The organism is Variovorax sp. HW608, assembly GCF_900090195.1.
Classification (GTDB): domain Bacteria; phylum Pseudomonadota; class Gammaproteobacteria; order Burkholderiales; family Burkholderiaceae_C; genus Variovorax.
Window position 1 is genome coordinate 2,448,257 of record NZ_LT607803.1, and the last position, 24,865, is coordinate 2,473,121.

25 protein-coding genes and 2 pseudogenes are annotated in these 24,865 nt (G+C 65.2%); 15 read left to right on the forward strand and 12 right to left on the reverse strand.

The genetic code is table 11. The features are described from left to right. Positions 1-4: 4 nt before the first annotated feature. The 3 genes from VAR608DRAFT_RS11475 to VAR608DRAFT_RS11485 form a co-directional block, all read right to left on the reverse strand. Positions 5-1,675, reverse strand: a complete 1,671-nt coding sequence (locus tag VAR608DRAFT_RS11475) for an AMP-binding protein (protein ID WP_088954182.1) — start codon at positions 1,673-1,675, stop codon at positions 5-7. 243 nt (positions 1,676-1,918) lie between these two features. Next, positions 1,919-2,296 (reverse strand): BON domain-containing protein, encoded by a 378-nt coding sequence (locus VAR608DRAFT_RS11480; RefSeq protein ID WP_088954183.1) that lies wholly within the window; start codon positions 2,294-2,296, stop codon positions 1,919-1,921. 129 nt (positions 2,297-2,425) lie between these two features. Next, the gene (locus VAR608DRAFT_RS11485) at positions 2,426-2,674 is read right to left on the reverse strand and encodes a lipoyl domain-containing protein (RefSeq protein ID WP_088958735.1); all 249 of its coding nucleotides are present in this window, start codon (positions 2,672-2,674) and stop codon (positions 2,426-2,428) included. Positions 2,675-2,857: 183 nt separating this feature from the next. Between VAR608DRAFT_RS11485 and VAR608DRAFT_RS36955 the strand changes: the two genes are divergently transcribed. Then, entirely contained in the window at positions 2,858-3,397 is a 540-nt protein-coding gene (locus VAR608DRAFT_RS36955; protein ID WP_157730845.1) for a hypothetical protein, read from the forward strand. Between the two features lie 94 nt (positions 3,398-3,491). Here the strand turns inward: VAR608DRAFT_RS36955 and ald are convergent, their stop codons facing one another. After that, positions 3,492-4,628 (reverse strand): alanine dehydrogenase, encoded by a 1,137-nt coding sequence (ald, locus tag VAR608DRAFT_RS11490; protein ID WP_088954184.1) that lies wholly within the window; start codon positions 4,626-4,628, stop codon positions 3,492-3,494. 118 nt (positions 4,629-4,746) lie between these two features. Between ald and acsA the strand changes: the two genes are divergently transcribed. Genes acsA through VAR608DRAFT_RS11515 form a run of 5 tightly spaced genes read left to right on the forward strand, consistent with a single transcriptional unit; the run spans position 4,747 to position 9,931 of the window. Then, positions 4,747-6,528: an acetate--CoA ligase gene (gene acsA, locus VAR608DRAFT_RS11495; RefSeq protein WP_088954185.1), complete on the forward strand. Its 1,782-nt coding sequence runs from the start codon at positions 4,747-4,749 to the stop codon at positions 6,526-6,528. Between the two features lie 55 nt (positions 6,529-6,583). Then, positions 6,584-7,582 (forward strand): pyruvate dehydrogenase (acetyl-transferring) E1 component subunit alpha, encoded by a 999-nt coding sequence (pdhA, locus tag VAR608DRAFT_RS11500; protein WP_088954186.1) that lies wholly within the window; start codon positions 6,584-6,586, stop codon positions 7,580-7,582. After that, complete coding sequence (locus VAR608DRAFT_RS11505; RefSeq protein ID WP_088954187.1) at positions 7,579-8,568, forward strand: alpha-ketoacid dehydrogenase subunit beta; 990 nt, start codon at positions 7,579-7,581, stop codon at positions 8,566-8,568. Before pdhA ends, VAR608DRAFT_RS11505 begins: the two co-directional genes overlap by 4 nt. A gap of 2 nt (positions 8,569-8,570) precedes the next feature. Then, the gene (locus VAR608DRAFT_RS11510; RefSeq protein ID WP_088954188.1) at positions 8,571-9,695 is read left to right on the forward strand and encodes a dihydrolipoamide acetyltransferase family protein; all 1,125 of its coding nucleotides are present in this window, start codon (positions 8,571-8,573) and stop codon (positions 9,693-9,695) included. Next, positions 9,692-9,931 carry an acyl carrier protein gene (locus VAR608DRAFT_RS11515; protein ID WP_088954189.1) on the forward strand — a complete coding sequence of 80 codons (240 nt, stop codon included), beginning with the start codon at positions 9,692-9,694 and terminating at the stop codon, positions 9,929-9,931. The genes VAR608DRAFT_RS11510 and VAR608DRAFT_RS11515 overlap by 4 nt, the downstream gene beginning before the upstream one ends. Positions 9,932-10,030: 99 nt before the next feature. On the opposite strand, the gene VAR608DRAFT_RS11520 is transcribed toward VAR608DRAFT_RS11515, so the two are convergent. Together VAR608DRAFT_RS11520 and VAR608DRAFT_RS11525 are read right to left on the reverse strand one after the other, a co-directional pair. Then, entirely contained in the window at positions 10,031-10,648 is a 618-nt protein-coding gene (locus tag VAR608DRAFT_RS11520) for a KUP/HAK/KT family potassium transporter (RefSeq protein WP_088954190.1), read from the reverse strand. A gap of 31 nt (positions 10,649-10,679) precedes the next feature. Beyond that, complete coding sequence (locus tag VAR608DRAFT_RS11525) at positions 10,680-11,141, reverse strand: CBS domain-containing protein (protein ID WP_088954191.1); 462 nt, start codon at positions 11,139-11,141, stop codon at positions 10,680-10,682. Between the two features lie 239 nt (positions 11,142-11,380). Here VAR608DRAFT_RS11525 and VAR608DRAFT_RS11530 point away from each other — a divergent pair, with 239 nt between their 5' ends. The 3 genes and pseudogenes from VAR608DRAFT_RS11530 (at position 11,381) to VAR608DRAFT_RS11540 (ending at position 14,668) form a co-directional block, all read left to right on the forward strand. Beyond that, positions 11,381-11,704 carry a GYD domain-containing protein gene (locus VAR608DRAFT_RS11530; RefSeq protein WP_197700512.1) on the forward strand — a complete coding sequence of 108 codons (324 nt, stop codon included), beginning with the start codon at positions 11,381-11,383 and terminating at the stop codon, positions 11,702-11,704. A gap of 133 nt (positions 11,705-11,837) precedes the next feature. After that, positions 11,838-12,688 (forward strand): annotated as a pseudogene (locus VAR608DRAFT_RS11535) (FTR1 family iron permease); the annotation flags it as partial. A gap of 279 nt (positions 12,689-12,967) precedes the next feature. Then, on the forward strand, positions 12,968-14,668 hold the full coding sequence (locus VAR608DRAFT_RS11540; protein WP_231973445.1) for an ABC1 kinase family protein: 1,701 nt from the start codon (positions 12,968-12,970) through the stop codon (positions 14,666-14,668). A gap of 21 nt (positions 14,669-14,689) precedes the next feature. Here VAR608DRAFT_RS11540 and VAR608DRAFT_RS11545 read toward each other — a convergent pair whose 3' ends face one another. The 6 genes and pseudogenes from VAR608DRAFT_RS11545 to VAR608DRAFT_RS38365 form a co-directional block, all read right to left on the reverse strand. Beyond that, positions 14,690-15,877, reverse strand: a complete 1,188-nt coding sequence (locus tag VAR608DRAFT_RS11545; RefSeq protein ID WP_088958737.1) for a methionine adenosyltransferase — start codon at positions 15,875-15,877, stop codon at positions 14,690-14,692. Positions 15,878-16,622: 745 nt separating this feature from the next. Continuing rightward, positions 16,623-16,976 carry a phosphoribosyltransferase family protein gene (locus VAR608DRAFT_RS37920; RefSeq protein ID WP_231973446.1) on the reverse strand — a complete coding sequence of 118 codons (354 nt, stop codon included), beginning with the start codon at positions 16,974-16,976 and terminating at the stop codon, positions 16,623-16,625. A gap of 90 nt (positions 16,977-17,066) precedes the next feature. Continuing rightward, positions 17,067-17,426, reverse strand: a complete 360-nt coding sequence (locus tag VAR608DRAFT_RS37925) for a ribose-phosphate pyrophosphokinase-like domain-containing protein (RefSeq protein ID WP_231973447.1) — start codon at positions 17,424-17,426, stop codon at positions 17,067-17,069. 55 nt (positions 17,427-17,481) lie between these two features. Beyond that, positions 17,482-17,781 (reverse strand): heavy metal-binding domain-containing protein, encoded by a 300-nt coding sequence (locus VAR608DRAFT_RS11555; protein ID WP_088954192.1) that lies wholly within the window; start codon positions 17,779-17,781, stop codon positions 17,482-17,484. Positions 17,782-17,815: 34 nt separating this feature from the next. Further along, complete coding sequence (locus VAR608DRAFT_RS11560) at positions 17,816-17,995, reverse strand: DUF2933 domain-containing protein (protein WP_088954193.1); 180 nt, start codon at positions 17,993-17,995, stop codon at positions 17,816-17,818. Between the two features lie 44 nt (positions 17,996-18,039). Continuing rightward, positions 18,040-18,291, reverse strand: a pseudogene (locus VAR608DRAFT_RS38365) (heavy-metal-associated domain-containing protein); the annotation flags it as partial. On the opposite strand from VAR608DRAFT_RS38365, the gene VAR608DRAFT_RS11570 reads away from it, so the two are divergent. The 6 genes from VAR608DRAFT_RS11570 to ftsH all read left to right on the forward strand — a co-directional run bounded on the left by VAR608DRAFT_RS11570 (position 18,278) and on the right by ftsH (position 24,738). Next, entirely contained in the window at positions 18,278-18,730 is a 453-nt protein-coding gene (locus VAR608DRAFT_RS11570) for a hypothetical protein (protein WP_088954194.1), read from the forward strand. The pseudogene VAR608DRAFT_RS38365 and the gene VAR608DRAFT_RS11570 sit on opposite strands and share 14 nt — an antisense overlap. Before the next feature lie 133 nt (positions 18,731-18,863). After that, entirely contained in the window at positions 18,864-21,254 is a 2,391-nt protein-coding gene (locus tag VAR608DRAFT_RS11575) for a heavy metal translocating P-type ATPase (RefSeq protein ID WP_269458546.1), read from the forward strand. A 258-nt stretch (positions 21,255-21,512) separates the two neighbouring features. Continuing rightward, positions 21,513-21,791, forward strand: a complete 279-nt coding sequence (locus tag VAR608DRAFT_RS11585) for a DUF2933 domain-containing protein (RefSeq protein ID WP_088954197.1) — start codon at positions 21,513-21,515, stop codon at positions 21,789-21,791. Beyond that, on the forward strand, positions 21,788-22,459 hold the full coding sequence (locus tag VAR608DRAFT_RS11590; protein ID WP_088954198.1) for a methyltransferase family protein: 672 nt from the start codon (positions 21,788-21,790) through the stop codon (positions 22,457-22,459). The genes VAR608DRAFT_RS11585 and VAR608DRAFT_RS11590 overlap by 4 nt, the downstream gene beginning before the upstream one ends. 24 nt (positions 22,460-22,483) lie before the next feature. Continuing rightward, entirely contained in the window at positions 22,484-22,762 is a 279-nt protein-coding gene (locus VAR608DRAFT_RS11595; RefSeq protein ID WP_088954199.1) for a DUF5676 family membrane protein, read from the forward strand. 38 nt (positions 22,763-22,800) lie between these two features. Further along, positions 22,801-24,738, forward strand: coding sequence for an ATP-dependent zinc metalloprotease FtsH (gene ftsH / locus VAR608DRAFT_RS11600; protein WP_088954200.1), 1,938 nt, complete (start codon positions 22,801-22,803; stop codon positions 24,736-24,738). Positions 24,739-24,865: the final 127 nt, after the last annotated feature.

Sequence of the window (24,865 nt, forward strand, 5' to 3'; positions counted from 1 at the left end):
GATTTCATCGAGTCCGGGCTTCGTTCCGCAGTGCGCGGCGCAGCACCTTGCCGACGGGGGACATCGGCAACTCGCCGCGGAACTCGATGTAGCGCGGCTGCATGTAGGTGGCCAGGTACGTGCGGCAGTGCTCGCGAAGCGCATCGGCGTCGAGGCCGGGGTCGCATTTCACGACGAACAAGGCAACCGCTTCGCCGGTCTTGGGGTCGGGAACGCCGATCGCGCCGACCTCCTTGACGCCGGGATGGCGGCGAACCACCTCCTCGATCTCGGCCGGGTAGGCCTTCAGGCCGGAGACCACGACGATGTCCTTGCTGCGGTCGACGAAGCGCAGCTCGCCGCGCTCGTCCATGCGGCCCAGGTCGCCGGTGCGCAGCCAGCCGTCGGCGGTGAACACGCGGGCCGATTCCTCGGGCGCGCGCCAGTAGCCGGGCATGACCTGCGGTCCGCGCACGCAGATCTCGCCGACGGTGCCGGCGGCCACGGCCCGCCCGGCATCGTCGAGGACCGCCACCTCGGTCAAGGGCAGCGGCTGGCCAAGCGTGCCGCTGAAGCCGGAGGCGTCCGCCGGGTTGGCGCTGACGATCGGCGCGGCCTCGGTCAAGCCGTAGCCCTCGACGATCGGCACGCCGGTGGCGGCCTGCCAGCGCTCGGCCACCTCGGGCTGCATGGCCATGCCGCCGGCCACGGCGAGCTTCAACCTGCCCCGGTTGGCGGCACAGACGGCGTCGAAGCCCGGCGCGTCCAGCAGCGCCCGGAACAGCGTGTTGACGCCCGTGATCGCGGTGAAGCGGTGCTTGCGCAGTTGCGCGACCAGGCCGGCCAGGTCGCGCGGGTCGGCGATTAGCAGGTTGTTGCCGCCGAGCCTGAGGAAGAGCAGCAGGTTGGCCGTCAGCGCAAATGCATGAGAAAGGGGCAGGATGGTGACGACGGTCTCCTCGCCCTCCTTGAGCCGGCTGCCGATCCAGCCGGTGGTCTGCTCTACGTTGGCCACCATGTTGGCGTGAGTCAGCATGGCGCCCTTGGGGCGCCCGGTGGTGCCGCCGGTGTACTGGAGGAAGGCGAGGTCCTGGCCGCGCAGCGCCGCGTCCGCCGGCGGGTGCAGGGCGCCTTGTTCGAGCGCCTCCTCGAAGCGCTTGGCGCTGGGCAGGTCCCAGGCCGGCACCTTGCGGCCGAGGCGCCGCGCGGCGAAGTTCACCAGCTCCTTGCGCGGATGCGGGAAGAGGTCGCCGACCTGGGTCACGATCACGTTGCGGATCGGCGTTTGCGGAAGGGTCTTCAGCAGCGTGTGCATGAAGCTTTCCAGAACGACGATGGTGCTCGCACCGGAGTCGGCCAGTTGGAACGCCAGCTCCGAGGCGGTGTACAGCGGACTGATGTTGACCACCGTCATGCCCGCGCGCAGTGCGCCCAGGATGGCCACTGGCGACTGCAGGGTGTTGGGCAGCATCACGGCGACGCGATCGCCCTTGTCCAGCCGCAGCACCTGCTGCAGGTAGCCGGCGAAAGCCGCAGTCAGCTGCTCGAAGTGGCGAAAGCTGATGGTCACGCCCATGGAGGTGAAGGCAGTCTTGTCGCCGAAGCGCCGGCAGCTGGCTTCCAGCAGGCCGGCAAGCGAGGGATACGCACTCACGTCGACCCTGGCAGAGGGAGAGGCGAACGCAGGCTTGTTCATGGTCAAAGGCTCCGCGCGACGGTCGCTCGCTTCATGTCTTGGCTGCTTCGCGCAGACCCTGACATTCAGGGCGTACTGCGGGCCCTCGCGGCGGTCTGCGATCGGAATCGGCGCGTCCACAGACCTGCTCGCCGGACAAGTTTGGCTACGTCGACAACCGTGCCGCGTGGGCGCAGGTTCAACTTGTTCCGGACGCCACGGACGCCGCTGATGCTGAGCACTATGTCTTCCGCGAGCGACCGGTCAGAGTCCCATTCGACTTCTCCTCCCAGGGGTGATGAGGCCGTCTTCGACATCGAGCAGCAGAGCCTCTTCCGGTATCGCGCCATTGCGTTCCAGCCCCCGCACTGCGGCCAGCGCGATCTCCCGATCTGAGTCGAAGTGCGCCGTTCCAGCACGATCCTCAAGGGCGAGGACAAGCGCACGCACGCCCTTGACTCTGTGAACGGCGCGCTCGAGCGCCAGCCTTTCCGCCCAACCTTCCACCCGGCCCGTGAGCGTCGCGACGCGATCGCAGACATCCACTCCGAGATGAACTTCCCGCGTGCTGCCTTCGCGACGCAGCGCAGCCAGTATGTTCTGGCGCAATGTTTCATCGGAAGACTTGACGTTCGTTTCCATGACCGCGTTCCCATCTCAAGGACGGCGCTGAACAGCGCCGCAAAGCTACTCCAGCGTGGCGTGCGGGATTTGATCTGACGCAAACCATGCTTCCACAGCGCTCCCGCGGACGCTGGGCAGGGAAGCCAGTCAGAACTCGATCAAGCGGGCGAGCGTGTCGCCGGCGGCGAATTTCTCCCCCGCGGGTATGACGATCTCCTCGACCATCCCTGCGTGCGGGGCCGCAATGTCGATGCTCTCTCCCAGCACGCACACCTGCGCCAGCGGTTGACCCATCCGAACATGATCGCCTTCGCTCACATGCCAGGAAGTCAGGAGCGCCTGGTCGCCAGCTTCAATGGCCTCACTCAGCAGGCCATCGAGAACAATATCTGTCATGTAAATCATGCTATGCCGCGACACAGGACGCGCCTTGCGCTGCGTCAATTCCTGCGCGGGGGCCCAGGCGTCTGGAGTACCGCCGCCGCGATGGGCGCCGCTGCATGCCTTGACCCGCATCAGTTCGCGAGGGCAGCAGAACCCTACAGTGAAGCATCTTTTCGGACCCACACGGAGGCGCACATGGACCTTGGAGATTTCATCGAGATCGCGAAGGAAGCCATCCTCGCTGAGGCAGTTGCCTATGCGCGCACCCTGCCGGCTTTGAAGGGTTGCACCGAGCTGCAACTACGTGATCATCTTCCAAAAGTGCTGCAGGCCATCTGCGAAGATCTTCGCGCCTCCCCGCGCAGAACGGCGATTGCGAAGTCGCGTGGGCAAGCTCCGGGGCGGCAGAGGTCGGCAATCCGTCCCGACGGCAAGCAGCGTTCTCCGAGGCTCAGCATCCAGAAACGTGTTGCCGAGTACAGGGCGCTCCGATGCTCGGTTCTGCGTCTGTGGGGCGAGGCCTGCCGTCTGAACGAGAGCTCTCTTCGAGAGATCGGCCGTTTCAATGAGTCGATCGATAGAGCTGTTGCTGAATCGGTGGAGGTCTTTGCCGCGGGCGGAGCGCATCCGGCGTCTTCGGTTCCGCGCAAACGCGCGACAGGCCGCTCATCGGCAAGCCGCCAAACGCCTTCGCGGAAGGCCTCAAGGCCCATACAGCGCAGGGCGCGGAAGTGATGAAGGCACGGCTGGAACGGAGGCGGAGTGCTGCGCTCATTTGTCGAAACAGGTCACGACGGCTTCGGCCGACGGGCAGATCGATGCTGCGCTTTCACGGGTTGCCTCCTTGTCGCCCGGGGTTGGAGACCTCTGCCGGGTGCCAGGGCAGGCCGAGGGCGGCGGCCACCGGGGCGCAAGCCACATGGCCCTCGCAGATGTTCAGCCCGCTGCGCAGGTGCGAATCGCGCGCAAGCGCATTGCGCCAGCCCAGGTCCGCGAGCGCGCACACGAATGGGAGCGTCGCCTGCGTGAGCGCCAGCGTGGATGTGCGCGCCACCGCGCCCGGCATGTTTGTGACGCAGTAATGCAGCACACCGCATTCGCGGTAGACGGGATCCGTGTGCGTCGTCGGGCGCGATGTCTCGAAACAGCCCCCCTGGTCGATCGCGATGTCCACGACCACGGCACCGGGGCGCATGCGTGCGACCGTGGATCGGTCCACCAGCCGGGGTGCGGCGGCCCCTGGCTCCAGCACCGCCCCGATCACGAGGTCGGCCGCGAGCACGGATTCTTCGATGCTATCGCCATGCGCGATGCGGGTCGTGATCCGGTTGCCGTGCGCCTGGTCCAGCTCGCGCAAATGCTGCACGCCCCGGTTGAGCACCGTCACGCGGGCCCCGAGTCCGATCGCCATCTGCGAGGCATTGCGCCCTGCGGTGCCGGCCCCGAGCACGACGACGTGTCCGGGCTCGACGCCGGGCACGCCCCCGAGCAGCACGCCGCGACCTCCACGAGGCGATTCGAGATACGCGGCCCCGACCTGCACCGCCATCCGGCCTGCGATCTCGCTCATCGGCGCGAGCAGCGGCAGGGTCCCGCCAGGTCCGGTCACCGTCTCGTAGGCAATGGCGACCGCCCCGGAGGCAAGCAGTGCTTCCGCCTGCGGCCGGTCAGGCGCGAGGTGCAAGTAGGCGAACAGGATCTGCTTGGGCCGCAGCCAGCCGCGCTCGTGGGGCTGCAGTTCCTTCACCTTGACGATCAGCTCGGCCTTCGCGAACACGTCCGCGGCGGACGGAACGATGCGAGCCCCCGCTGCGGCATATGCCGTGTCCGGCATGCCGACACCCTCGCCCACGCCTTGCTCGACGAGCACCGCATGCCCGCGGGCCACCAGCTCGCGCACGCCGGCGGGCGTCATGCCGGCGCGGCGCTCCTGATCCTTGCTCTCCTTCGGGACTCCGACGTGCATGGCTCATCACTCCGGCGAATGCGTTCCGGCCAAGCGTAGGCTGCCGCCGTTGAGCGCGGTTGACGAAGCGCAAACCCGCGTCGTGGCCTTTGCCCATCATTGCGCCAGGAGGTGATCGATGGACCATCCCGCCACCGCGTTGCGCCAGCGGATCCACAAGGACCCGCGTTCGTTGCGGCCCGCGCCGCACCTGCTCGATTACGAGGCGACTTGCGCGTCCTTCCGCTGGGAAGATGCACGCGGGCTTATGGACGGACTGCCGCAGGGCGGCGGCCTCAACATGGCGTACGAGGCGGTTGACCGGCACCTCCAGCACGGGCGCGGCGGCAAGGCCGCGATCCGCTGGATCGGCAAGGATGGCAGCCGGCGCGAACTGGATTTCGCTCAGCTGGCGGCCGAGACCGCACGCTTCGCGAACGCGCTGCGATCGTTGGGCGTCGAAGCAGGTGAACGGGTCTTCGTGCTGCTCGGACGCGTGCCCGAACTGCATGTGGCCGTGCTCGGGGCGCTCAAGGCGTGCTGCGTCGTCACGCCGCTCTTTTCCGCCTTCGGGCCGGAGCCGATCGCCACGCGCGCCGGCGCCGCGGACGCCCGCGTCGTGGTCACCACGCCGGAGTTGTACCAGCGCAAGCTGCTCGGCCTGCGCGAGCGCCTTCCAGGGTTGCGCCATGTGATCCTGGTGGGCGATGCGCCGTGCGAAGGCGCGGGGCTGGCGCGCTGGAGCGAGGTGGTGGCAGGCGCGCCGCCGAGTTTCACGATACCGCCCACCGAGCCGGAAAGCATGGCGCTGCTGCACTTCACCAGCGGCACCACCGGACGGCCCAAGGGGGCCGTGCATGTGCACGAGGCCATCGTCGCCCATGCGGTCACGGGCCGCTACGCGCTGGACCTGCACGACGACGACGTCTTCTGGTGCACCGCCGATCCGGGCTGGGTGACGGGCACCAGCTACGGCATCCTTGCGCCGCTGGTCAACGGCGTCACCAGCGTCGTGGTCGAGGCGGAGTTCGACGCGCAGGCCTGGTACTCGGTGCTGGAGCGCGAGCGTGTCACCGTCTGGTACACGGCGCCGACCGCGATCCGCATGATGATGAAGCTCGGCGCCGATGCCGTGCGCTGCCGTGACCTGTCCGCGCTGCGCTTTGCCGCCAGTGTTGGCGAGCCGCTGAATCCGGAAGCCGTCGTCTGGGGGTTGGAAGCCTTCGGCCGGCCCTTCCACGACAACTGGTGGCAGACCGAGACCGGCGGCATCATGATCGCCAACTACGCGGCGCTCGACGTCAAGCCCGGCTCCATGGGCCGGCCGCTGCCGGGGATCGAGGCCGCGATCGTCCGCCGCACTGCCGCCGGCCGCGTGGAGCCGGTGGAGACGCCCATGACGGACGGCGAACTCGCACTGAAGGCGCCGTGGCCGTCGATGATGCGCGGCTACCTGCACGAGGACGAGCGCTACCGCAAGTGCTTCGCCGGCGACTGGTATCTCACCGGCGACCTCGCGAAGCGGGATGACGAGGGCTACTACTGGTTCGTCGGCCGCGGCGACGATGTCATCAAGTCCGCAGGCCACCTGATCGGCCCGTTCGAAGTGGAAAGCGCCTTGATGGAGCACCCGGCCGTGGCGGAAGCCGGGGTCATCGGGAAGCCCGACCCGGTGGCGGGCGAAACAGTGAAGGCCTTCGTGGCGCTCAAGCCCGGCTGGGAGGAGGGCGAAGCGCTGCGCCGCGAACTCCTGGGTCACGCGCGCAAGCGCCTCGGCGCAGCGGTTGCACCCAAGGAAATCGACTTCCATCCCGGCCTGCCGCGCACGCGCAGCGGCAAGATCATGCGCCGCCTGCTCAAGGCGCGCGAGTTGGGGCTGCCCGAAGGCGACCTCTCCACGCTCGAAGGAGATGCGGCATGAGCCGCCGGGCCGCCCCAAGGCGAATACCGCAGCGCTGCTGCGCGGAGGTTACCCAATGACCTCCAAGCTGCACCTGGACAGCGTGCATCTGCACGGCCTGTACCGGGAGATGTTGCGCATCCGCCGCTTCGAGGCGAAATGCGTGGAGCTCTATCAGGCGCAGGAAATCCGCGGATTCCTGCACCTCTACGATGGCGAGGAAGCGGTTGCCGTCGGCGTGATGTCGGCGCTGCAGCGGCAGGACGCGGTGGTCGCCACCTATCGCGAACATGGCCAGGCGCTCGCGCGCGGCGTTCCCATGGACCGTCTCATGGCGGAGATGCTCGGCAAGCGCGAGGGCTGCTGCCTGGGACGCGGCGGCTCGATGCACATCTTCGACGGGGAGCGCCGGTTCTTCGGTGGCAATGCCATCGTCGGCGGTGGGCTGCCGGTCGCCGCGGGCATCGCGCTCGCGGATCTTCGCCTGGGCCGCAGCGCCGTCACGGCGTGCTTCTTCGGCGAAGGCGCGGTGACCGAAGGCGCGTTTCACGAGACCATGAACCTGGCCTCGCTCTGGCGGCTGCCGCTGTTGCTTGTGTGTGAGAACAACCTCTATGCCATGGGGATGCCGATTGCCGACGCGGAGGCGCAGACGGCTGTCTATCGCAAGGCCGAGGCCTACCGCATGCATGCCGACAGCGTCGATGGCATGGACCCGGTCGCGGTCCAGGCGGCGGCGGCCCGCGGGTTGGAGCACGCCCGCTCGGGGCAGGGGCCCTTCTTCATCGAATGCCGCACGTACCGCTTCCGCGCCCACTCCATGTTCGACGCGCAGTCCTATCGCTCGCGCGAGGAGGTGGACAACTGGAAGCAGCGCGACCCCATCGAGCGCCTGCGCCGCTGGATGCTGGAGAATCACCACGCATCGCAGCCGCAGCTGGCCGAGATCGAGGAGGCCGTGGAGCAGGAACTGGCTGCCGCAGTCGCCTTTGCGGAGGCGGGCACGCTCGAGCCGGTGGCGGACCTGGAGCGCTTCGTCACGATGGACAGCGTGCCGCAGGGGCTTGCCCAATGAGCGCGCCGCACCGCATCACCTACCGCGAGGCGTGTCGCCAGGCGCTGCGCGACGCGCTGCGGGCCGACCAGCGCGTCTTCCTGATGGGCGAGGACGTGGGCAAGTACGGTGGCTGCTATGCCGTCACCAAGGGCCTGCTCGAGGAGTTCGGGTCGCAGCGCATCGTCGACACGCCATTGGCGGAGAACGGCTTCGTGGGCATGGGCATTGGCGCGGCGCTCGCAGGCCTCAGGCCCATCGTGGAGATCATGACCTGCAATTTCAGCCTGCTGGCCCTCGACCAGATCGTCAACAACGCGGCCACCATCCCGCACATGTCTGGCGGACAGTTCGCGGTCCCGCTGGTGATCCGGATGGCGACCGGGGCCGGACGCCAGCTTGCGGCGCAGCATTCGCACAGCTTCGAGGGTTGGTATGCGCACATCCCCGGCCTGAAGGTGGCGGCGCCCGGCACGGTGGAGGACGCACGCTTCATGCTGGCCGCGGCGCTCGCCGACCCCAACCCCGTATTGCTGTTCGAGCACATCGGCCTGTACGCGATGGAGGAAGAGATGGATGGCGGCATCGATCGCGTCGACCTGTTGCGCGCGCGGGTGCGGCGCCCGGGTCGCGACGTGACCATCGCCTCCTATGGCGCCGGGCTGCAGAAGTCGCTGGAGGCCGCCCGGCGCCTCGCACAGGAAGGCGTGGAGGCCGAAGTGATCGACCTGCGAATGCTGCGGCCACTTGACGACGAGACCGTGGCCAGCTCGGTCGCGCGCACGCACCGCTGCGTGATCGTGGACGAGGGATGGCGCAGCGGCTCGGTATCCGCCGAACTGGCCGCGCGCCTCGGGGAGAGCAGCCTCTACGAGCTCGACGGACCGATCCGCCGCGTCTGCAGCCGGGAAGTGCCGGTGCCCTATGCGGCGCACCTGGAGGAAGCGTCGCTGCCCCAGGTGCAGCAGGTGTTGGATGTCGTGCGCGGCCTGCTTGCGAAGGGTTGAGCATGCAGGAATTCCGCATGCCCGCGCTGGGCGCCGACATGGAGATGGGCCGGCTCGTTCAGTGGCGCGTGCCGGCCGGCGCGCACGTGAAGCCGGGGGACACCGTCGCGGTGGTGGAGACGCAGAAGGGCGCGATCGACGTCGAGATTTTTCTCGATGGCGTGCTGGAGGACCTCGTGCCGATTGGCACGGAGCTGCCGGTGGGCGCCGTGCTTGCGCACGTGCGCGGGCTGGGCGAAACACCGGGTGCGGCCGCGCCGGCACCCGCGCCGCGGGCCGCCCGCGTGCGCGCGAGTCCGGCCGCGCGCCGGCGTGCACAGGAGCTGGGGGTCGATCTGGCGGCAATGGCCGCGAGCGGGCCCGATGGCGTGATCGCACTCGCCGACGTGGAACGTGCCGCGCAGGCGCTGCGCGCGCCGGTTGCACGGCCCGCGCCCGCCGGGTTCAACCCCGTCCAGATGCGCGCGGCCATCGCCGCTGCCATGGGCCGCTCCAAGCGCGAGATCCCGCATTACTACCTGACGCAGGCCATCGACTTCGGCGCCGCGCAGCAATGGCTCGCGGCGTACAACCAGCAGCGCGAACCTGCCGAGCGCCTGCTGGCGGCGGTGCTGCTGCTCAAGGCCACGGCTCTCGCGTTGCGCGAGGTGCCGCAGTTAAATGGCTTCTGGCGCGACGGCGCGGCGCAGCTTGCGCAGGCCGTCCACCCCGGCTGGGCGATCTCGCTTCGCGGTGGCGGCCTGGTCGCGCCGGCGCTGCACGATGCGGATCGGGCCAGCCTGCCCGCCTTGATGGCGGCGTTGCGCGACCTCGTGCAGCGCGCGCGCAGCGGCGGCCTGCGCAGTTCGGAGCTGAGCGATCCCACCGTGACCATCACCAACCTCGGCGAGCGGGGGAGCGACAGTGTGTTGGGCGTGATCTATCCACCGCAACTGGCGCTCATTGGTTTCGGAAGGATTGCCCCGCGACCTTGGGTGGCCGACGGGCAGCTGGTCGTCCGGCCTGTCGTGCAGGCCAGCCTGGCCGCGGACCATCGCGCAAGCGACGGCCACCTCGGCGCGCGATTTCTCGAACTGCTGGACGCGGCGCTGCAGGATCCTGCGGCGCTGGCAAGGAGTGCCCCATGAACGTCACGCAAGCCCGCGCGCTGGCCGCCGAAGTGCTGGCCGGCATCGCGCCCGAAGCGGACCTCGCCACCGTCCGCGAGGACGAGGACCTGCGTGCGGCGCTGGACCTCGACTCCATGGACTTCATGAACTTCGTGATCGGCCTGAGCGAGCGCACGGGTCGCGCGATTCCCGAGGCGGACACGCCCCGTCTGTACACCTTGCGGGGCCTGCTCGCCTACCTGGGGGCGCTCTGAGAGATTCCCCGATCGCAAACTTCCTGCAAGGGGTTCAGCCATGTATCAGCGAATACTCGTTCCCATCGATGGAAGCTCGACCGCAGCAGCCGGACAGCCCTATGACGTCTTTGCGAGCGACGCGCTGCCGGCCATGGGGGCGCCCGTCGCGATCTCCATCGTGCGTTCGGCTGGCAGATGGAAGTACTCGGCCGCAGGCTCGCACGCCGCCGACAGCGCCGCGAAGAGCCAACGGCGCCACCGTGGCCAGCCACGCAGGGCGCCCTTGGGTAGGACGCGATCGTCGATCACGTAGTAGCGACTGGTCGCGGGGTCCAGCGCGAGGCCACGGATCCGACTGAGCGCACGCGGCACATCCGTGTCGTCCTTGAAGCCGTAGCAAAGATCCACAACCAGCACGCCAGGCGCCAGCGGGGTGATCACCACCGCTTCTTCTGCGACTGCGACATGCGGCACGTCTTCAACATGCGGCCGGACCAGCAGAACTCGCTCTGGCAGTCCTCGGCAAAGAGAAAGAAAACCAGCGAACGCGTAGGCGTCGATGTATCCGAGCGGGCAGACGATCACCGCCGTGCCCGCCTTGCGGCTGATGCGTTCGAGATCAAAGGATTGCAGGAAGTCGAGGGAAGCGGAGATGTGCAGGGTCGATCTGACCGCCACACGTCGAAGGCGGGTCGCCCAATCGTGAAGGACAACGGCGATGTCGATCACGTACATAGGACGACGTGCGCTATGGAGGTGCCCGCTGCTAGGCGGTTGCGGTGTGTTCCCGCCTGCGACCGCTTCCGACCACCCCGGCCAGTGCCTGCATCTCCTCAGCCAGCACCTCGAACAGGTCGTCCAGGGTGACAATGCCGACCAGGACACCTTGTGGCGTCGTCACGGGCATGCGCCGGATGCGCTTGCGCCGCATCGTCTCCAGCACGTCGAGCACCGAGTCCTGTTCGCGGGCCACCGCCGCATCGGCGCTCATCGCTGCGGCCACCGTCATGACGCGGGGGTCCAAATCCTTGGAGACGATGGAAGTGACGATGTCGCGGTCGGTCAGGACGCCGGTCACGACCCGACCGGGATCGGCCTCTTCGACCACCACCAGGCAGCCGACGTTCTGCTGGCTCATCAGCCGGGCTGCCTCGGCCAGGCGCATGCTGCTGTATGCGATGGTCACGATGCGGGTGCAGATCTCGCCCGCGGTGAGTCGTTGGTACACCGCGATCTCCCGCTACTCGCTCGGGCCCCAGGCCAGTTCCGCCTCGAGGTCTCTTTTCAGGTCTGAATCTGTCTTCACGGCGAGATCTCCTTGCAGGTTGCTCGAGCCAGCGATCCGGCGAATTCCCCGGGCCGATGGCTTGATCAATCTACGCAAGGCGAAGGCAGCCGCACTTGATGCGCATCAATCCAAGGTCTTCCGTGCGCACTAGAGTCGCTCCTGCAGAATGGGAGAAGACCATGCCGCTGTTCCTGATGCAGACCGGGTGTCCTCCAACGCGCTCCACCAGCCCAAATCCCTGCAGACCCTGGAGCGCCATGTCGCGGACCGCATCGCCGAGCACTGCCCCTGGGGTGAAATGGATCGCCAGCTACGCTGTCCTCGGCCCGTGCGACTACATCGATATCTTCGAGGCACCCGACAACGCGGCCGCCACGCAGGTGTCGATACTGATGCGAACCTACGGTTGCGCGGATTCGCAAGTGTGGCCGGCCCTCGAGTGGTCCTCATTCAAGCGGCTGCTGGCGGACTTGCCGGAGGTGCCGCCCGCATCCCGGCCGTGAGGGCTTAAGGTGCATCCGCTCGAGGCCACGATGTGGCGGCGTGCCCGCGATCAGCGCATTGCCGCGCTGCATCTGCAGCAGCGAGCGCGTCGGGCTGCGGCGCAGCCACGCATTCACCGCTTGCGTGACTGTGTCTCGCGCCGAGGCCGAACTGGGGGCCGGTGCGGCGGACCCGACGACGACCTTCGTCGGCGCACTGACCATCCCGCTCAGACAGGGCGTCGAGGCACTGCTGATCGTGGTTGGCATGCTGGCGTTTCTGCGCAAGGCCGAGCGGTCGGACGTGATCGGCTACGTGCACGGGGGGGTCTCGGCGCTGGCCGCCGGCGGAGCGACCTGGGCCGTTGCGACCTACGTCGTGAGTATCAGCGGCGCCAGCCGCGAGGTGACCGAAGGCGTGTCTTCGCTGTTTGCGGCAATCGTGCTACTCGGCGTGGGCTTGTGGATGCATCAGAAGAGCAGCGCCGGGCGCTGGCAGGCGTATCTGAAGGACAAGCTGTCGTCGGCGATGTCGCGCCGCTCGGCCTGGGCGCTGTTCGCGCTGCCCTTCATCGCGGTGTACCGCGAAGTGTTCGAGACCGTGCTGTTCTATTCCGCGCTGGCCGTCGACGGCAACGGGCACGCACTCGCGGCCGGGCTGCTGTGCGGTGTGCTGATCCTGGCGTTGATCGCCTGGGCGCTGCTGCGCACCAGCGCACGCATGCCGATCGGCAAGTTCTTCTCGATCAGCTCGGTGTTCGTTGCGGCGCTCGCGGTCGTGCTCGCCGGCAAGGGCATGGCCGGTCTGCAGGAGGCCGGCTGGCTCTCTGCGAGCCCGGTGGCATCGAGGTGCTGGGCGCCTTCCCCTCGGCAGAGACCTTGCTCACCCAGGCCCTTGTTCTCGCCGTCGCCCTGGTTGGGTTCTGGGTCAACGCGATGGCCGGACGGCGAGCCGTCGTCGCCCACTGCGCACACCTGAGTAGCCAAGTGCGTCATCGCTACTGACGGATCGATGTGAGGGGAGGCGAGGGCGACCGATCGACCGAGATAGGCGAACGTCGCGCGATTGCCTTGATCCACATCAAAGGTCAAGGTCACCCCGGGGGCCATTCTGCGTTGAACATATCCCCGGATGTTTGTCGTGAAGCTTCCACTCCCCATTAGTTTTCGGCCGGTGTCCTCTTGATGGTTTACTGGGTCGGACTACCGCGGCCCAGGTCTTGAACGACGGTGTCTCTGAAGGGCGAAGCACGGGGTGACCGAGTCGAAGATAGCGGAGGGCCCTTGAGCACGACAACCCAGGCAATCCCAGACGGCGATGTAGGCAATGGCGCGGCTACCGCCGAACTGCCGCGATTGCTCCAGATCCTGCGCGCACTGGCCGGTGCGGGGTGGACACACTATGTGGAGCGGTTGCGTCTAAGACATGCGGTGTTCGACGCCGCCTCCGAAACCGAGAAGACGAGCCTGCGCGACGCGAAGCGGTTTCGTGAAATGCTGGAGGGGCTTGGTCCGGCATTCGTCAAATTCGGCCAGCTTCTGAGTTTGCGGCGGGACATGCTGCCTGAGCGCTGCATCGACGAACTGCAGAAGCTCCAGGACGACGTTGCGATATTTTCCGGCCATGAGGCGCGCGCCATCGTCGAACGCGAGCTGGCCAAGCCTGTCGTGGAGTTATTCGCCGAATTCGACGAGACGCCGCTTGCCGCCGCATCGATCGGCCAGGTTCATACCGCTCGTCTCAAGGACGGCACCAGGGTCGTGGTCAAGGTACAGCGCCCCGGCATCGAGCCTGTCATTCACGCCGATGTCAACATCATGCGCTTCTTGGCTCGCCGCCTTGAGTTGCACGTCCCGGAAAGCCGCCGGTTTGGTCCATCGAATCTGGTCGAAGAGTTCGCCCGGCTCATCAGCGACGAACTTGACTATCACATCGAGGCGCGCAACGGCGACCGTCTGCGCGAGAACTTCAAAAAAGACCCTGACGTATTTATTCCACGTATCTACTGGGATCTAACCAGCCGCCGCGTCCTGACGATGGAGCGCAGTCTCGGCCACAAGCTCGCGCAACAGCCCCCGGACTTGCCGGGCGGTCGGCAAGTCGCAGAAAAGCTGATGCGGTCATTCCTGAAGCAGGTCTTCGAGGACGGGTTCTTCCATGGCGATCCGCACCCTGGCAATGTGTTCCTGCTCGACGACGGCCGCCTGTGCTTGCACGACTTCGGCATCATGGGCGAGACCTCAGCGCACGATCAGGAGGTGCTCGGCCAGCTTATCCTGGCTGTCAGCTCGGCCGACGTTGCGTGGATGGTGGATGCTTATTTCGAGATGGGCATGGCTGCCGAGGGTGTCGACCGCCAGGCGTTTACCCGCGATGTCACCAAGGCGCTCAACGCGTATTACGAGGCGGCCGGAAAGGGCTATTCGTTTGGCGAGATCGCGCGGCAGTTCGCGCAACTGAGCCAGCGTCACCAGATCCAGCTGCCTCGCCAGTTCCTGCTGGTATCGAAAGCCTTCATGCTGATCGAGGCGCAAGCGCTGACGATGGACCCGAGCTTCAATGCGCTGGCTTCATTGCGCGAGTACGTGCCGCGCTTGCTTCGCCGCCACGCTTTGCAGGGTCTGAATCTTCCGCTTGCGGATTTCAGCCGCGGCTTTCGCACACTGCGCTCACTGCGCCACGCTGTGGCAAGCCTGCCCGACATGCTCAACCGCGCGGTCGAGGTCCTGAGCAGCGGAAGAGCGACGCTTCACATTGAACACGATCAATTGCAGGGCTTGGAAGGGCACATCGATCGGGCAAGCAACCGTTTGAGCCTGAGCTTGATCATCGCCAGCCTTGTCATTGGCTCGTCCATCGTCATGACGTTCCACAGCGGGCCGCATTACTGGGGGATTCCGCTCCTGGGACTTGCCGGCTTTGTGGTTGCGACCGTCATGGGGCTTGCGTGGGCCATCGCCATTCTGCGGTCCGGAAAACTGTAGTGGCGGCAGGAGGCGGTTGGCCTAGAACACGCTCAATGTTCCACTTACCAGCTCGTTGACCAGGTCAGGAATCGCGGTCAACTGTTGTTTGGTCATTTCAACGATTTGGTGCTGGCGCGTGAGCGAGAGGCCCCCCTCAGCGACGACGTCGATGGCCGCCAGTTGAGGCTGGTCGATGCGCCGGCCGATTGCCGAGAGTAGCCGGACCGTGACGGCGTCGATGCCATCGACATCGGCATGGATGCGACCCGCCAGCCGATGCGCGAGTACGTTGTAGAGCTTGCCGACATGCGCTGCCGGATTCTTCCCTGCGGCCGCCTCCAGCGACATAGGCCGGTAAGGGGTGATCAGGCCATTGGTGCGGTTTCCCCGGCCAACCTCACCGTCGTCGCCGTGCTCCGCGCTCAACCCGGTAACGGTCAGATAGATTTCGTTTTCGTGGTGCGCAGTCGGGTCGTCGAGCGTATTGACCTCGATTTCGCACCCGGGCAGGTGTTCGGCAAGGTAGTCGACAATCCGCCGCTTTAGCGTGAAATAGTCCTCGACGCCTTGCACGTATCGGTCGACGAACGCAAGCGCAATCGTCAATCGCAGACGCGCATCGAGGCGGCTGCCCATGATCTTGTAGTCCAGTCCGGCGGCCTCGAAGGATTTGCGGAATTCGCTGGAGCGCAAGGTCTTTGCGGCGCGGAGCACCGCGTTTTCGAGTGGAGAGAGCGGGGCGTAACCGACCCCGAAGGACGTGTCATTGGCGAGCGGGAGCGGGAGCGGGGAGGGCGATGTGACGCGGCGAAGGTTCGGGGCCGAGGGCCGTAGGATCACCTCTATGCCAATCGCATTGCCGATGTTGCCCAAGGTCTCGACAAGGTAACCGCGAACCGCTTGCTCGACGACCGTCTGAATCGGTACCGACGGCAGCTCGGTCACAGGTCCAGAAATGATCAGCCGCATGGGGCGCACCAATTCGCCACCACCGAATCTCGCTTGGCTGATCCCGCCGATCAGTAGCGCCTTGTCCAGATTGAAATGCTGAATGGCGCCATAGGTCTCAAGATAGGCGCGGCATGCCGCGCGAGCGGCAGCCTCGACCGCGCCATCACAAAGACTATCCGGGTGGCCGATGCCCTTGTGCTCGCACATTTCAGTCCGAGTGGACCACTGCATCGGAGCTGTCGTGACAGAAAGTGCAGCATCTTCGGGACTTGGCATGACGGCGCTCCCACTTCTCATGTCATTCTATTCATCTCGCGTCGCAATCGATCCACAGTCTTGCGGTCAACGTTTCCGGCGGCAGCCGCCTTCGGCTTTGCTACATCCGAGTGCCAGCGAGCGCTCCAGGTCATGCCAGCCCTTGACACTGCCACGGGGGCAAGGTTTATCTTGGCGAAATTGGGGGCGAACTGCCCCCGGCCTAGGTGTGTGATGAACGCTCGACGGGATGGCGCGCTGAGCGCGTTAGCGCGCGGCGCATTGATGCTCTACGAACGAGCCTTTCGGATGGGCGAGTACGAAGCCGCCGAGCACCTGCTCAACGCGCTGGAAGAATTGGCTCGCGACGACCGAACGTGCTGCGCAGTACGAGATGACGCATACCTGTGCATCTTGAAGGTCATGGTCAGAGCCGACGCAAACCGACGAAGCGCGCCGGGACCCGGGGCTTCGCGTCGCAAATTGCCAAGGTGAACTTCGTCCGAGCCCAACCTAGGCGGCACGATGACCTCGTCATAGACGCCGCGGCCTTGCAGGACGCGTTAGTCGCACAACTCGACGATGACGCGGTCCTGCACCCCCTCGACGCGGATGTGCTCGCGCGCGTACTTGATCTGCCGCTTCGCCTCGCTTCAGGCGCAGCTTGCGGCAGATGCGCTCGAAGGTTGCAAGAGCTCGCGTACCGCAAGTGCGAGATCCGGGGCGACGGAGATGGCATTGGAAGGGTGGGCGATCTTGTCGCAGCTTACGATGCAGCGCCTCCAGCCGCCGTGAGGACCTGCGCTGCGTTGCCCGAGAAGACGGCGTGAACCGCGATACACACCGGCTTGTCCAAGCCCGCGCGACGCAGGTGGTCGATGGTTTCGATCATTGTGCGGCTGGTGGATACGATGTCGTCGACCAGTACTGGCGTGTGCGTGCGCCAATGTTCAACATCGGGCACCGAGACGTCGACCTCGCGGTCGCCCTTGTGCATCTTACGAAGCATCACCGAGCGGGCCTCGGTGCGGCGGGCGACGTCGGCTACCCACTGTCCGCTCTCTTCGTCCGGGCCCACCAGCAGCGGACGGGTGACATTGGAGCGAATCCACGTGGCCAAGGCCGGTGCAGCGTGGACGTTGCGCGGCGCAATAGGGAAGGCCTGTGATAGTTCGGCGATGCGGTGTAGGGGTGGGTCGACCGTCGCCAGTCAGTCGATACCGCTCGATAGCCAGGCTGCGAGGTGCCGCGCGCTCACTGTCTCGCCAGGGCGGAAGCGAACGTCCTGCCGCTTGTAGGCGAGGTATGGCGCAATCAGGCCGACGCTGGCGGCGCCGCTTTCGCGGGCTGCCGCGGCCAGCAGTAACAGCGATACAAGCTTGTCGTCGGGCCGGTCCAGGGTACGCACGACGGCGACCTGTCGGCCCTGCACCGCTGATTCGACGCGTACATAGGACTCGCCGTCGGGAAACCGCCGCACGATCGCCGCGCCGGCCTCGGCACTCAGGGCCGCGGTTAGTCTCCCGGCCATCGGATCATTGCCCTGCAGCGCCAACAGGAGCGGTGTCATCGCGGCTCTCCCACGTCGATCAGCGGGTGAGCCTCCAGATAGTCCAAGGCGTAGTTCAGTTCCCCGCGGGCTTCGGCGTCCAACGTGAACAGTGGCATACCGCGTTCGACCCGGTCGCCGGCCCTGCCTGGGCCGTCGCCAGCACCGGCTCCAGTGCCATGCCGCAGATGGGGCAGTGGCCGGGCCCCATCTGCCGCACCTGCGGGTGCATCGGGCAGGTGTACTCGACCTGGCTTGGGTCGGCCGCGGGCGCCGCCGCATGAATATTCACGGCTCGGTTGGCGGCAGCCACGGAGGCATAGTGAGCGTGCTCGTGCCCCGAATGGTCGTGGCGCGCAGAGCTCGATGAGGGCATGAGGGATTCCTTTTCTTGTTCTCCTCGACGCATTTCAATCCTTCTTGTCTTTCTCGTCGGCTTGCTGGTGACTGCCGTGACCGCCGCCATGGTGATGGCCGAACAGATGCATCAGCGGGCATGCCAAGAGAATGAGGTAGGGAATCGCTTGCCTGACGTGGGTGAGGTGCCCGGTGAGCAAGTAATAGACGCCGACCGCACCAGCCACGAGCATGAAGATGCCCAGCGGCGAGCGCCAGCGCGATGCGACAGGTCCACGTCGACCTTCGCGCCGGAGTCGATCGAGCGAACGGCCCTGGTGATGGTGCTGGCGCAGTTGCCGCAGCTCATGTCTTCGACTCGATAGGTGAGCATCGCAAACTCCTTTGCCGTTGATGCGGCGACTTTGAACCCTCCTACCGTTGGAAGGTCAATGCGTTTGGTGCGATCGCCTTGATGCGCATCAAGCGAGTCGATGGACGACGCTGCGATCCTGCGAGGGCACAAGGAGCCCAACATGCGTCTCATCATTCTTATCGCTGCTTCGGCGGTTCTTTCGACGGCTGCCTTCGCCCAGTCGTCGGAAGCGGACCGCACCACCCACCATCCCTCCGCGGCGACTACGAAAGCGCGAAAGCCCGCGGCCAAGTCGACCACGCCTACGCCATCTCAGATGAACATGCAGATGAAAGCCATGGAGGAGATGCACGCGAAGATGCTGGCCGCCAAGACACCCGAGGAGCGACAGGCGCTGATGGCCGAGCACATGAAGGTCATGAACAATGGCATGGCCATGATGGGTCAGATGAGAACAGGCAAGCCCGGCTCCGGCATGAGCGGCATGGGCATGGAGGGCGTGGGTGCCATGCACGGCGACCACGAGATGATGTCCAGGCGGATGGACATGATGGAACACATGATGCAGATGATGGTGGACCGCGAGTCGGCGCCCGCACCGGCGACCAAGTGAGTTCAGGTGAGCTGCCTTCCAGCGCGATCTCGATAACTTGATTCAAATCAACTGGCATGCACATCGCCGGGCCGATACTGAACATGTGAATCTTCCACCGCAGGCGGTTTGAATTGCCTGGGGAGGGCCCTCCATGTCAGACGGATCGGTAGTGGCTTTGGCGGATCAGCACCCGGGTGCCGAAGGGCTTGCGCCGCCACTTCAAGGCAAGACCGGAAGCTCCGAGCGGGTGCGGGACCCGGTCTGTGGCATGGACATCACGCCAAATGACGCCACCCTCAGCGCGGAGGTTGACCTCCGGCCCTACTGGTTCTGCTCCCAGCACTGCAAGGATGCCTTCCTCGCCAATCCTGGGGCCTACCTTGCCAGCGTGCCTGCAGCCAGCGGTACCAAACAGCTCGCCAAGGACCCCATCTGCGGGATGATGGTCGACAAGGCCACGGCACTCTCGGCCGAGCGCGGCAATCGCAAGTACTACTTCTGCAGCGAGAGCTGCCTGCGGATCTTCGAATCGCCGGAGAGCGAATTGAAGGCCATGAAGACGCGCGTAACGATTGCGCTCACCGGCGTGCTCGCGCTCGCCGTTCTGCGTGCCGGTGCTTTCCTGGCCTTGGCTGCCGGCGCAACGCTTCTGACCTGGGCGCCGATTCCCGCGCTGCCGTGGTTCACCTGGGGGATGTGGCTCTTCCTGCTGGTAACCCCGGTGCAGTTCATCGGTGGCTGGAGCTTCTACAAGGGAGCGTGGAATGCCATCCGGACCCGCAACATCAACATGGACTTCCTCATCGCACTGGGGACGTCCGTGGCGTACTTTTACAGCGTCGTGGTGCTGTTCTTTCCGAACTGGCTGCCGGTGAAGGTCGAAGAGCGGGACATCTACTTCGAGGTATCCGCGGTGATCATTGCCTTCGTGCTGCTGGGCAAGTACATGGAGGAAATCATCAAGAAGAAGTCGTCGGCAGCCGTCCGGCGCCTGCTTGATCTTCGGCCCGCCGTCGCGCACGTACTGCGCGATCGCAAGGAAGTGGAGATCCCCGCGGAGAGCATCATGGTGGGCGAAGCCGTCATCGTCCGCCCCGGCGAAAAGATTCCCACAGATGGCAAGGTGATCGAGGGTGAATCCAGCGTCGATGAGTCGATGCTGACCGGCGAGTCGATGCCGGTGGAAAAGAAGCCCGGCACGGCGGTCATCGGCGGCACCCTGAATCGCAGCGGCGCCTTCACCTTCCAGGCGACGAAGATTGGCGCCGATACCGCGCTCGCACAGATCATCAAGATGGTCGAGGATGCCCAGGCCAGCACCGCGCAGATTCAGCGGCTCGCCGACCAGGTGACCGGGTACTTCGTCCCTGCCGTGGTGTCCGTTGCCCTGCTGGCCCTGGTCGGATGGACGGTGGCCGGCCAGTTCCCGCAGGGGCTGCTCGCATTTGTGGCGGTCCTGATCATCTCTTGCCCCTGTGCGCTGGGCGTCGCGACACCGGCCGCCCTCATGGTTGGTGTCGGCAGGGGAGCCGACAACGGCATCCTGATTCGAGGCGGCGAAGTTCTGGAGCGCGCCGAGAAGCTAACCGCCGTTGTCTTCGACAAGACAGGCACGATCACGCGCGGCGAGCCGACCGTGACCGATGTCGTCCCGTTCACGGGCCAGGAGGAAGCGGAACTGCTGACGCTCGCCGCCGCCGTCGAAGCCGGCTCAGAGCACCCGTTGGGCGAGGCCATTGTTCGCGCCGCCCAGCATCGGGATCTTCCCATCCCCAAGGCAAGCGGCATCAGTGCGCTGTCTGGCATGGGCATCCAAGGCCAGGTCGACGGAAAGCAGGCCTGGCTGGGCAACCGGCGTCTGTTTGCCAAGCAAGGCATCGCAACGAGCCAAGCCGAAGCGGTACTCGGCAAGCTCGAAGCCGATGGCAAGACAGCCATGCTGGTCGGCCGCGGTACGCAACTGCTCGGCGTGGTGGCCGTGGCCGACACGGTGAAACCTGAAGCCGCCGAGGCAGTCGCCGCACTCAAGGCACGCGGCGTCAAGGTCGTGCTGCTGAGCGGTGACAACCGCCGAACCGCCGAGGCGATCGGCCGGCAGGTTGGCATCGAACATGTCATTGCCGAAGTGATGCCGGAAGACAAGGTCGAAACCATTCACGCATTGCAGAAGCAAAGGGAGGTCGTAGCCATGGTGGGTGACGGGGTCAACGACGCCCCAGCACTGGCTGCCGCCGACATCGGCATCGCCATCGGGTCCGGCTCGGACGTGGCCAAGGAAACTGGAAGCATCATCCTCATACGCGATGATGTCCGTGACGTGGTGACCTCCATCCTGCTTTCCCGCGCGACGATGCGCAAGATCAAGCAGAACCTCTTCTGGGCGTTCATCTACAACTCGATTGGCATCCCGGTCGCTGCGTTCGGACTGTTGAACCCCATCTTCGCGGCGGCGGCCATGGCGCTGTCCTCGCTGAGCGTGGTGGCCAATTCGGCATTGCTGAAGCGCGTCCGTCTTGCTCAAGTGAGCAAGGAGGCAGCATGAGGCACATCGTCGCATGGATCTGCTCAGCCCTCGCAACACTGCTTGCGATCGCGATCGTGTACTGGTTCGGAGTCTCCCCGCTCACGATCCTGCTCGCAGTCGTCCTGCTTTCCTGCCCCATCGCTGCGGTGTGGGTCACCTGGCGCCTTTCGCGGCAGTGTGAGCGAGACATTCAACAAGCGGTGGAATGCGAGTGTCAGGCCCGAGCCGCGGCTACAGACCCAAATTCCAGATAGATCGTCTTCGTCGGAGGAAGGTATGGATTACGACCACGACAGTCATGAGCATCCGGACGTTACCCAGCGGAAGATCTCCAGGTCGAAACTGGTCACGATTGGCTTTCTCCTCGTGATCGGCTACTTCCTCTGGACGGAGCACCGGGCGCACGTCATTCAATTCCTGCCCTTGCTTCTTCTGGCTTCGTGCCCGTTGATGCACCTGTTCATGCACCATGGACATGGGCACGGTCAACGCCAGGAAGGAGGCGACACCCGGGACACCCGGGAGGACGGCAATGTCAAAGGAGAACTGCGATGAGCCACGACGCCCAATCTGGCTATGGCCTTTGGTCGCTGGTGATCATCAACTCGGCGGTCTTCATCATCTTTGCCTTCAGCTTCACCAAGCCGAAGACCTCGCGCGACTGGCGCTCGTTTGGCGCCTTCTCCGCTTTCATTGTTGCGCTGTTCACGGAGATGTACGGCGTTCCGCTGTCCATCTATTTCCTCTTGCCCTGGCTCTCGGCGAAGTTCCCTGGCATCGACTTTCTATCCCATGACGCCGGCCATCTTCCGGAGATGATTTTCGGCTGGCGCGGAAACCCGCATCTGGGGCCGTTTCACCTCGCCAGCGACGTCCTCATCTTCGGCGGCTTCATCATGCTGTCGGCGGCATGGCGCGTCCTCTACCAGGCGCAGCAGCAACACCGCCTGGCCACGACGGGCCTCTATGCCCGGATGAGGCATCCCCAGTACGTTGCCTTCATCCTGATCATGCTTGGCTTCCTGCTGCAATGGCCCACGATACCTACGCTCGTGATGTTTCCCATCCTGGTCTGGATGTACGTCCGCCTTGCCAAGGCAGAGGAGCAGGACGCGCTCGCTGAATTCGGCGAGGAATATGAGGCGTACCGAGGCAGGACCCCTGCCTTCATCCCGCACTTCGGCGGCGGTGATGTTCTTCAAACCAAGCCTCGCCGAGGCTAGCTGCAACTGAATTCGGAGGCAGCCATGAAACCCCTCAAAACCGGCGTGATTCTGTCGAGCACGGTCGTTGTGTTTTATGCCTTGTGCACCGTGGTCTGGATAGCCTTTCCGGAGTCGTTCATGAGCTTCATGAACGCGCTCTTTCACGGACTTGACTTCCGGCGCCTGGAGACTGGCCAAGCGCTGTCCTGGTGGTCCGTCGTTTACCCAGCCGTTGTGTTTGCCGTGTGGTTCTTCGCTGCTGGCGCCTTCTTCGCGTGGCTCTACAACCTGCTGGCGGGTGATGACAGGTCGCACGCGTGACCAGGCCGAGGACTTCCCCGACCATTCAACAGGCTTCCATGGAACCGCGTCATCAGTTTTCGCTTTGGTATGTATTGGCTGCACTCACGGCAATACTCGTTTTTCAAAGCGTCTCGACCTCATCTCACGTCGAGACGCTGCCTTACAGCGACTTCAAAGTCCTGCTAAAAGCCGGCAAGCTCAGGAACGTTGCGCTCGGCGAGACTGCCATCACGGGGACGCTGGATACCGATGGCATCGAAAGCCTGCTTGCAAAGCAACAGGTCGACGAGATGCTGCAGCAAGGCAAAGGGGACCACGCCTTCTCCACCGTCCGGGTCAATGACCCCAATCTCGTTCAGGACCTGGAAGCCGCCAAGGTCCGATTCGTGGGCCAGCTCGACAACAAATGGATCGGGGTGCTGCTGTCGTGGATCGTGCCGGCAATGCTTTTCCTTGCTGTCTGGAGCTTTCTCATCAAGCGGGTAGGCGGCGGCGTTGGCGAAATGATGGGCATCGGCAAGAGCAAGGCCAAGGTCTACATGCAGAAGGAGACCGGCGTGACGTTCGCGGACGTTGCCGGTATCGATGAAGCCAAGGAGGAGTTGGCCGAGATCGTCAACTTCCTGAAGGACCCCCAGCGCTACCGGAGTCTTGGCGGCAAGATTCCCAAGGGGGTGTTGCTGCTTGGGGCGCCTGGAACTGGCAAGACACTGCTGGCAAAAGCCGTGGCCGGAGAAGCTGGCGTGCCGTTCTTCAGCATCAGCGGTTCGGAGTTCGTCGAGATGTTCGTGGGGGTGGGTGCCGCTCGCGTTCGCGACCTCTTCGATCAGGCCGAGTCCAAGGCGCCCTGCATCATCTTCATCGACGAGCTCGACGCGCTGGGCAAGACCCGTGCGCTCAACGTCGTATCGGGCAACGACGAACGTGAGCAGACCTTGAACCAGTTGTTGGTCGAGATGGATGGCTTTGATACCAACAAGGGGGTGATCATCATGGCGGCCACGAACCGCCCCGAGATTCTGGATCCCGCGCTCCTGCGCCCTGGGCGGTTCGATCGCCACGTCGCATTGGACCGACCCGACCTGAAGGGCCGCGAGCAGATCCTCAAGGTTCACGTCAAGAGTGTCGTCCTGGCGCCCACCGTCGACCTGACCAAGCTGGCGGCCCGCACTCCCGGGTTCGCCGGCGCCGACCTCGCCAACCTCGTCAACGAGGCCGCGCTGCTGGCAGCTCGCAAGGGCAAGAAGTCGGTGGAAATGGTTGATTTCGAGGAGGCGCTGGACCGCATCGTTGGCGGCCTCGAAAAGAAGAATCGCGTGATGAATCAGCAGGAGAAGGAGACCATCGCCTACCACGAAGCCGGTCATGCCATCGTGGCGGAGTTGCGTCCGGGTGCGGACCGCGTCTCGAAGGTTTCCATCATCCCGCGAGGTATCGCCGCCCTGGGCTACACGCAGCAGACCCCGACCGAAGATCGCTATCTTCTGAAGCACAGCGAGCTCCTCGACCGGCTCGATGTTCTGCTCGGGGGACGCATTGCGGAGCAATTCGTTTTCGGCGATGTCTCCACTGGCGCTCAGAACGACCTCCAGCGTGCAACCGACATGGCCCGCCAGATGATTACCCAGTTCGGCATGAGCGAGAAGCTCGGCCTCGCTACCTACGAGGACACGCCCAATCCCCTGTTCGTGGGAGCGGGCATGATGCCAAGAGATCGCAAGGAATACAGCGAGGGTACGGCACAGCTGATCGATGCCGAAGTCCGGCAGCTTCTGGCTGACGCGAGCAAGCGGGTGCAGCAGACGCTGCTGGAGAACCGACAGAAGCTGGACGCACTGGCGAAGCTGCTGCTCGAACAAGAGGTCGTGGACCGGTCCGCCTTGGTCTTGCTGCTCTCGGGCAAGGTCACGCCGCTGCTACCCGGGAAGCCGGCGACCCGTGTTGCCGGCACATCCGGGTCGCAGAAGGGGAGTCATGAGAATGACCGCCAGTAGGAAAGACACTCCCGCCGAGAAAAGCGTCCTCTCAGGATCTGCTGTCACGGCTGCACTACGCGTACAAGGATTCGGAGCTGATACGGCCAAATCCGGAGGTTGTGTTTCCCTATGCCGAAGAGCATCT